This is a genomic window from Thermodesulfobacteriota bacterium, from assembly GCA_036482575.1.
Lineage (GTDB): Bacteria > Desulfobacterota > GWC2-55-46 > GWC2-55-46 > JAUVFY01 > JAZGJJ01.
The window spans coordinates 1-8,187 of sequence record JAZGJJ010000152.1; the positions used below are offsets into that span (position 1 = coordinate 1).

4 protein-coding genes are annotated in these 8,187 nt (G+C 60.0%); 3 read left to right on the top strand and 1 reads right to left on the bottom strand.

All coding sequences use genetic code 11. From position 1 onward, the window contains the following. Positions 1–2,764 (bottom strand): bifunctional [glutamate--ammonia ligase]-adenylyl-L-tyrosine phosphorylase/[glutamate--ammonia-ligase] adenylyltransferase (glnE, locus tag V3W31_06700; protein MEE9614626.1); only part of this gene is annotated, 2,764 nt, incomplete at its 3' end. A gap of 194 nt (positions 2,765–2,958) precedes the next feature. Here glnE and V3W31_06705 point away from each other — a divergent pair. From V3W31_06705 to V3W31_06715, 3 genes are all read left to right on the top strand, one after another. Beyond that, positions 2,959–4,773, top strand: a complete 1,815-nt coding sequence (locus V3W31_06705) for a tetratricopeptide repeat protein (GenBank protein MEE9614627.1) — start codon at positions 2,959–2,961, stop codon at positions 4,771–4,773. Between the two features lie 83 nt (positions 4,774–4,856). Continuing rightward, a complete protein-coding gene (clpB, locus tag V3W31_06710) occupies positions 4,857–7,481 on the top strand; it encodes an ATP-dependent chaperone ClpB (protein MEE9614628.1) in 2,625 nt (874 codons plus the stop codon). A 122-nt stretch (positions 7,482–7,603) separates the two neighbouring features. Continuing rightward, positions 7,604–8,047 carry an Hsp20/alpha crystallin family protein gene (locus V3W31_06715; protein MEE9614629.1) on the top strand — a complete coding sequence of 148 codons (444 nt, stop codon included), beginning with the start codon at positions 7,604–7,606 and terminating at the stop codon, positions 8,045–8,047. Positions 8,048–8,187: the final 140 nt, after the last annotated feature.

Sequence of the window (8,187 nt, forward strand, 5' to 3'; positions counted from 1 at the left end):
CCTGCACGAGGAACTCTATATCCACGACCCCGCCCCGGCCGGTCTTTATATTGAACCTCCCGGCACGCTCCTTCGCTATCTCGGTCTCCATCCTTTTCCTTATCCCGAGAAGCTCCTCCATCTCTTCTTTTGAGGGGGGCTCGCCGTAGGTGCACTCATTAAGCCTGCTTATCACCTCTCGTCCGAACGGTTCGTCTCCGCAGACGGCGCGGACCTTTGTAAGCGCCTGCCTCTCCCAGATCCGTGCCTTCTCCCGGTGATATCCTATGAGCGAGTCGAGGGATATAACGAGCGGCCCCGAGCTGCCCGACGGCCTGAGCCTCATGTCCACGGTGAAGACGACCCCCTCCCGCGTCCTCATCGAGAGCGCGTTGATGATCCTCTGGGCCAGGGCCACGAAGAACTCGTGGTTCGATACTGTTTTCTTTCCCGTGCCGGAGGTTTCCCCTTCTCCGTCCGCGTAGACGAAGAGTATATCCAGGTCCGAGCCGTAGCTGAGCTCCGAGCCGCCGAACTTGCCGAGAGCGATAATGGCGAACCTCTCGTCCGACGGACGGCCGTAGCGTTTCGCCGTCTCTTCGAAGGCCATCCTGAGGCCGGCCCCGAGCGCCGCCTCGGCGAGCGAGCTTATCTGCCCGGTCGCCTCGGCCGGGGACAGGCGTCCCAGCACGTCGTTAAGCCCTATCCGGAAGAGCTCCTGGTTCCTGAGCCGCCTTAAGCCGTCGAGGCTCTCCTCGTAGTCTTCGCTTACCACGGCACCAAACTCCCGGGCGCTCTCTTCGGCCGACTTGTGGGGTTTGCCCATCTGTTCGGAGAGGAGCAGGTCGAGGTTTGCGGGCTGTTCGCTAAGGGCCCTCGAGAGGAACTCGCTCGAGCCGAAGAGTTTTAATAACTGCTCCGTTAGAGAGGGGTTCTCCGTCAGGATCGAATAGAGCCCCACCCTCGGGCCTATGGCCGAGAGGAAGCGCTCCATGTGGGAAAGGGACCTTTCGGGCTCGGGCGAGGCGGCCGCCTTTGCGACGGCGAAGGGGAGCAGCCTCTCGCGGAGCGTCCCGGCTCTCGGGGGCAGGTACTCCGATGTCGAGCCTTCGCGGAGCAGCTTTACGGTCTCCCAGGCCGCTCCGGGGTCGGGGAAGCCCAGAGAGGCGAGGTTCTTCAACCCCTCTTCTTCGGCTAAGTCCGGAGCGAAGAGAAGCCGCGCGCCTTCGGGCATCCTCTCAATAAGGCTTTTCTCCGCACCGTAGAAGAGCGACTTATAGATATCGTATACCCCGGAGGTCTTTTCCCCGTACGCCTCCCGGAACTTCTCCCCCGCTTTCCCCCCCTTCTCGGCGGTATCCTCGAAGCCCATCATCCTGGCGAGCCTTTTGAGCTCGGCGGCGCGGGCGGGCACGGCCTGGGTCTGGCGGCCCTCCACGATCTGGATACGGTGCTCCAAGTTCCTTAAGAATATATAGCTCTCCTTAAGCGTCGAGGCGTCGCCTCCCGGAAGGAACCCCGCCCTTTCGAGTTTTCCGAGCGCCCGGAGCGTGCCCGCCTCCCTTACCTCCGCCACCTTCCCTCCGTGTACGAGCTGGAGCGCCTGGCAGAAGAACTCTATCTCCCTTATCCCTCCAGCCCCGAGCTTTACGTCCACGGCGTCCGGGCTTCTCTTGAGGAGGGCGAGGTCTATCTTCTCTTTCATCGCCTTTATCTCCTCGACGGTAGCGAAGTCGAGATACTTTCTGTAGACAAAGGGCTCGACTATTTCGAGGAAGCTCTTCCCGAGCGCCGCGCTCCCGGCCACGGGCCGTGCCTTTATAAGCATCCCCCTCTCCCAGGTCTGGCCCCAGGACTCGTAATATACCTCTACACTCCTTAGCGAGTTCGCTAGCTCTCCGCTCCTGCCCCTGGGCCGGAGGTCGAGGTCCACCCTGAAGACAAAGCCCTCGCCCGTTACGGCGGATATGAGGCGCGTCAGCCTCTCGGAGAGCTTTATGAAGAAGGGGTGGAGGTGGAGAGAGCCCTTTGAGCCTCCCGTGGTCTCCCCACGCTCGGTCGAGTAGACGTAGAGTATGTCGATGTCCGAGAGGAAGTTGAGCTCTCCGCCGCCGAGCTTGCCGAGCCCTATTACGGCGAACTCCGCCTCCTTTCCGCTTTCTTCAAGGGGCCGGCCGTACTCTCTCTTCATCTCTTCCATGCAGAAGGCGAGCCCTTGGTCGAGCGAGGCGCTCGCAAGCTGCGAGAGCTCGTCTGTCACCTCCTCCATAGAGGCCAGCTTCAGAAGGTCGCGCGCGCCTATTCGCAGGTACTCCCGGTTTCTATAACCCCGGAGTGCGGCGGCCATCTCGTCGAAGGTATGCGCGCCTTCGGTCCACTCCCGCAGCTCCTTTTCGAAAAGGTCGCTTCCCTCCCCCTTCTTTTCGTTAAGCGCGCCGCCGATAAAAAACTCCTCGAAGAGCTCGACACTCCGGGCGAGGATAGTCGATAGGAAGTTCGACGAGCCGCATACGGTAACGAGATTTTCGAGGCGTTCTCTCTTTTCGAGAAAACGGATGAGCGAGGGGTTAGGCATGTTTTCGGTTACGCGTTCGAGGTTTGTGAGCGCCTGGTCGGGCGAGGGCGAGGCGAGAGAGAGCGAAGAGATGGTGTCGAGGTGCGGGGTAAGGGGGTCGCGGCCAAGGAGTGTTAGCTCCTTCAGCGCCCTTTTTCCGTCCGCGTAGCCGAGCGCGCCGAGGGCTTCGGCCGCTTCACTTTCGTCTTTTTCGAGGAGCTCTTTAATCATCGTTAAGAACCGCAAACCCTTGAGTTTATATACCACTCTTTACGGATAAAAGGCAAACTCAGGGGCACCATGATGGTGCTTCACTTTTTGAACGGCTGTTAGTGGGGCCGGGCACGAAAAAGATTTATTTACACATAACGCCTTACGCTACCGTCTATTTGCATACGAATCGACGCCGTGATATTCTTTCGGACATGGACGGGGCAAGCGGAGGAAAGAAGGGGGAAGAGAGAGGGGGAAGGGCCGCCTTAAAAGGTGCGGTTTTTTTCCTCATACCCTTAACCGCGCTGCTCGTCTACTCCAACACATTCCACGTCCCTTTTTCATTTGACGATGAATCGCACATTCTGAACAACGCCGCGATACGCGACCTCGGCAACTTCCTGGACGTCTCGGGCACGCGATACGCAGCCTTCCTTACCTTCGCCCTTAACTACCGGTTCGGGGGTCTCGATACTTTCGGGTACCACCTCGTTAATACCGCCGTCCATGCCGTAAACGGCCTCCTGGTCTGGTGGCTCGTTACGTTGACGTTCAGGACCCCCGCGATGGAGCGGGCCGGGGAAGAGCCCCGGCTCAAATATCTTATCGCCCTCGTCGCGGCGCTGATATTCGTCTCCCACCCCGTGCAGACCCAGGCCGTAACCTATATAGTCCAGAGGACCGCCTCGCTCGCGACCCTCTTCTATCTGCTCTCCCTCGCCCTTTACGCCAGGAGCAGGCTTTCGTCCGGGGGCGGATACCGGACCGTCTTTTACGCCCTCTCCCTTCTCTCGGCCGTATGCGCGATGAAAACAAAGGAGATAGCCTTCACCCTTCCCTTCGTCATGTTGCTTTACGACCTGACGTTCTTCGGGGCCGGAGAGATGCGGAGGCGGCTGCTCCGCCTCGCGCCGTTTTTGCTCACGGCGGTCTTAATACCGCTGGCGCTCTTCGCCCCCGAGTTGGGCCCGACCGCCAGGGGCGACAGCGTCTCCGAGGAGATAAGAGGGTCGCAGATGGAAGACCTCTTTACCCTCTCCAGGTACGACTACCTCGTCACCCAGATGAGGGTCGTCGTCACCTACGTGAGGCTCCTCTTCCTTCCCGTAAACCAGAACCTGGACTACGACTACCCTCTCTACACCTCGCTCTTCGACCCGGCGGTCTTTTCGTCTTTCTTGTTCCTGCTATCCATATTCGGCCTTGCGGTATACTTTCTTATACGGTCACGTAAGACGAACAACGGTCACGGTCTCATGGCCTCCTTCGGCATTCTCTGGTTCTTCCTGACCCTGTCGGTCGAGTCGAGCGTAATCCCCATCCACGACGTTATATTCGAGCACCGGCTATACCTGCCGAGCGTCGGGGCCGCAGTGGCCTTCTCCGCCGGTGCGTTCTACCTGTTCGAACGCGTAAAGGTCAGGAACCTTGCCCTGGCCACAACACTGCTGATCCTTTTTACCGCCGTGCCGCTGGGTGTAGCGGCCTTTAAGAGGAACGCGGTCTGGGCGGACGAGGTAACGCTCTGGCGGGACGTCGTAAGGAAGAGCCCGGAAAAGGCACGGGGGCATAGCAACCTGGGCAAGGCCTATGCCGAGCGGGGCATGGCGGACGAGGCCATCGCGGCGTTCCGGGAGACCATAAGGCTTAACCCCGAAAGCCCCGAGGCCCACAATAACCTCGGGGCCGTCTACGTCCGGCAGGGCCGGAGGGAGGAGGCCGTCCGGGAGTACAGGCAGTCCATAAGGCTCTCGCCCGGGGAGGCGGAGGCCTATAATAACCTCGGGGCGGTCTACGTCGAGATGGGTCTCGTTCGGGAAGCGGTCGCCGAATACCGGAAGGCCATCGCGGTGAAGCCCATGGCCGAGGTCTATTACAACCTTGCCATGGCGCTCGAGAGATTGGGGAAAAAAGAGGAGGCCGTCGCAAGCTACCGGAGCTTTATCCAGGGGGCGTCGGTCGAATACCGGCAGTATATAGAAAAGGCGCGGGCGCGGGTCCGGGAGTTAACGGCGGGGCCGGAGTAGGGCCGGAGGCCCCCTCTCCTGCCTTGACAAACCCCCTCCCCGTCCCTAAATTATAGATATAACTGAGGAAAAAGGTGAGCGTTATGAGACTTGACAGGTATACCATAAAATCACAGGAGGCCCTTCAAGAGGCCCAGCGTCTGGCAGAAGGGAAAAAGCAACAGGAGATTTCCGCCGAGCACCTCCTGCTTGCCCTCCTCGGTCAGGAGGGGGGCATAGTCGTGCCCATACTCCAGCGGATAGGGGCCAACGCGGGCTTGATAAAGGGCCAACTCGAAGAGGCGTTGGAGAAGAAATCAAAAGTCTACGGGGCCGGAGAGGGGGCCTACATATCCCCGGCCTTGAAGACCGTATTCGAGCGCGCAGAAGAGGAGGCCCGTGAGCTGACCGACGAGTTTGTCTCGACCGAGCATATACTTCTCGCCATCGCCGCTGCAAAGGATGGAAAAAAAAGCGAGGCGGGCGGGGCGGCCGGAATTCTCTCCTCCCAGGGGGTGACGCGGGAGACGGTCCTGAAGGCTTTAGAGGCCGTACGCGGCACCCACCGCGTCACCGACCAGATGCCGGAGGAGAAGTATCAGGCCGTAAACAAATACACGCGCGACCTCGTGGCCCTCGCGCGCGAGGGGAAGCTCGACCCGGTCATAGGCCGGGACGACGAGGTGCGGCGCGTCGTGCAGGTCCTCTCCCGGAGGACGAAGAACAACCCCGTCCTTATAGGCGAGGCCGGGGTCGGGAAGACCGCCATAGTGGAGGGGCTCGCGCAGAGGATAGTGGCCGGAGACGTGCCGACCTCGCTTAAGGATAAGCGCCTCCTTACCCTGGACCTCGGCCTGCTCATAGCGGGTACGAAGTACAGGGGCGAGTTCGAGGACAGGCTAAAGGCCCTCCTGCGGGAGATAACCGACGCCGGAGGGGAGATAGTGCTCTTCATAGACGAGCTCCATACGCTCGTCGGCGCCGGGGCGGCCGAGGGCGCCATGGACGCCTCTAATATGCTAAAACCCGCGCTCGCAAGGGGGGAGCTTAAGTGCGTCGGCGCCACCACGCTGGACGAGTACCGTAAATATATCGAGAAGGACGCGGCGCTCGAAAGACGCTTCCAGCCCATACACGTGGGCGAGCCGTCGGTCGAAGACACGATAGCGATACTCCGGGGCTTGAAGGAACGCTACGAGGTACACCACGGCGTCAGGATAGCCGACTCGGCCATCGTGGCCGCGGCCACCTACTCCAACCGCTACATAACCGACCGCTTCCTTCCGGATAAGGCCATAGACCTCATAGACGAGGCGGGCAGCCGGCTCCGTATGGAGATAGACTCCATGCCCATTGAGATCGACGAGATAGAGAGGCGCGCCGTACAGCTCGAAATAGAAAAAGAGGCGCTTAAGAAAGAGACCGACAAGAGCTCGCTCGACCGGCGCGATAAGATAGAAAAAGAGCTCGCGGAGCTTACCGAGGAGGGCACCGCGCTTAAGGCGCGCTGGCAGAAGGAAAAAGAGGTCATAGACGCCATACGCAAGGGGAAAAAAGAGATAGAGGAAATCAAAGCAGAGGCGGCCAGGGCCGAGAGGGAGGGAGACCTCGCGAAAGCGGCCGAGCTCAAGTACGGTCGGCTGGTCGAGGCTGAGAAGCGTTTTGAAGAGGATCAGAAAAAGCTCGAAGAGCTTCAGGAAAATAAGAGGATGCTTAAAGAGGAAGTAGACGGCGAGGACATAGCGGCCGTTGTCTCCCGCTGGACCGGCATACCCGTGGCGAGGATGATGGAGGGGGAGAGGGACAAGCTCCTCAGGATGGAGGAGGCGTTACGGAAGAGGGTCGTCGGACAGGACGAGGCGCTCCGGACCGTATCCAGCGCCGTAAGGCGCGCGCGCGCGGGTATCCAGGACCCCGCGCGGCCCATAGGCTCCTTTATATTCCTCGGGCCGACCGGTGTGGGCAAGACCGAGACCGCCAGGGCGCTCGCCGAGTTCCTCTTCGACGACGAGCGGGCCATGGTCAGGATCGATATGAGCGAGTTCATGGAAAAGCACGCCGTGGCGAGACTCATCGGCGCCCCTCCGGGCTACGTCGGCTACGAGGAGGGCGGATACCTTACCGAGGCCGTAAGGAGGAGGCCCTACTCCGTAATCCTCTTCGACGAGATAGAGAAGGCCCACCCCGAGGTCTTCAATATCCTCCTCCAGATACTCGACGACGGAAGGCTCACCGACGGCCACGGCAGGACCGTCGACTTCCGTAACACGGTCCTTATAATGACCTCCAACCTCGGCAGCCAATACATAACCGAGCTCGGGGAGGGGGAAAAAGAGTACGAAGAGATAAAGCGCACGGTAACGGAGGTCATGAAGGAGACCTTCAAGCCCGAGTTCCTTAACAGGGTGGACGATACGATAATATACCATCCGCTCGGCAGGGAACACATGGAGTCCATAGTGGATATACAACTGGCCCGGCTTAAGGGGCTTTTGGAGGAGAGGGAAATAAAACTCACCCTTACCCTGGGAGCGAAGAAACACCTCGCAAAAGCCGGCTATGACCCGACCTACGGCGCCAGGGCGCTCAAAAGACTCATCCAGCGCGAGATCGAAGACCCGCTCGCGCTCAAGATCCTCGAAGGCGAGCTCGACGAGGGAAGCTCCGTCGTAGTGGACGAGGCCGAAGGCAAACTTACGTTCATAAAGGGTGCTGCGGCCCGGTTGTAGCCTTGGTACCGAATACCCGCAACGGCCGTCATGAAATTAAAACACCATCATGGTGTCCTTGACAAACTCCCCGTTATCAAATACTATAATACAAACGGGGTCTTAGCAAGGAGGGTAAGCTCTTGGCACTCGTAAAGAAGGGACCGTTCGGAGATTTTATCTCGCTGCAGGAGAGGATGAGCCGCATCTTCGATGAGGCCCTTTCCAGATACAGGGGCCTCCAGGAGGGCGGGGTGTGGTCTCCGTTGGCCGATATATACGAGGCCGAAGACACGGTGGTCCTGAGGGTGGAGCTCCCCGGCGTTGTGGATGTAAAGGACGTGGACGTGGAGCTTAAGGAGAACGTCCTCACCCTGAGCGGAGAGAGGAAGATCGCGAGGAACCCGGACGAAGAGCATTTTTATCGCATGGAGTGTTCCTACGGGGCCTTCCAGAGGGTATTTACCCTCCCGGAGGCCGTGGACAAGAGCGGGATAAATGCCGCCTTAATCGACGGGGTGCTTGAGATACGGCTGTCCAAGGCCAAAAAGACCCGGTCAAAGAAGGTCGAGGTGGAGGGTAAGTAGCCCCCCTCCCCCCCCTCCCCCCCCCCCGACGCTTATGGCCGAAAAAGAACCGAAAAGGAGCCAGGGGCTCAAGGGTCAGGGACCCGAGAGCCAGGGGTCCGAGAGCCAGGGGCCCGGCCCCGGGAAAGAGCCGTCCTCCC

Excerpts from the sequence above, each read along its gene's own strand:
- V3W31_06705 (MEE9614627.1), top strand. The coding sequence starts at position 2,959 with ATGGACGGGGCAAGCGGAGGAAAGAAGGGGGAAGAGAGAGGGGGAAGG.
- clpB (MEE9614628.1), top strand. The coding sequence starts at position 4,857 with ATGAGACTTGACAGGTATACCATAAAATCACAGGAGGCCCTTCAAGAG.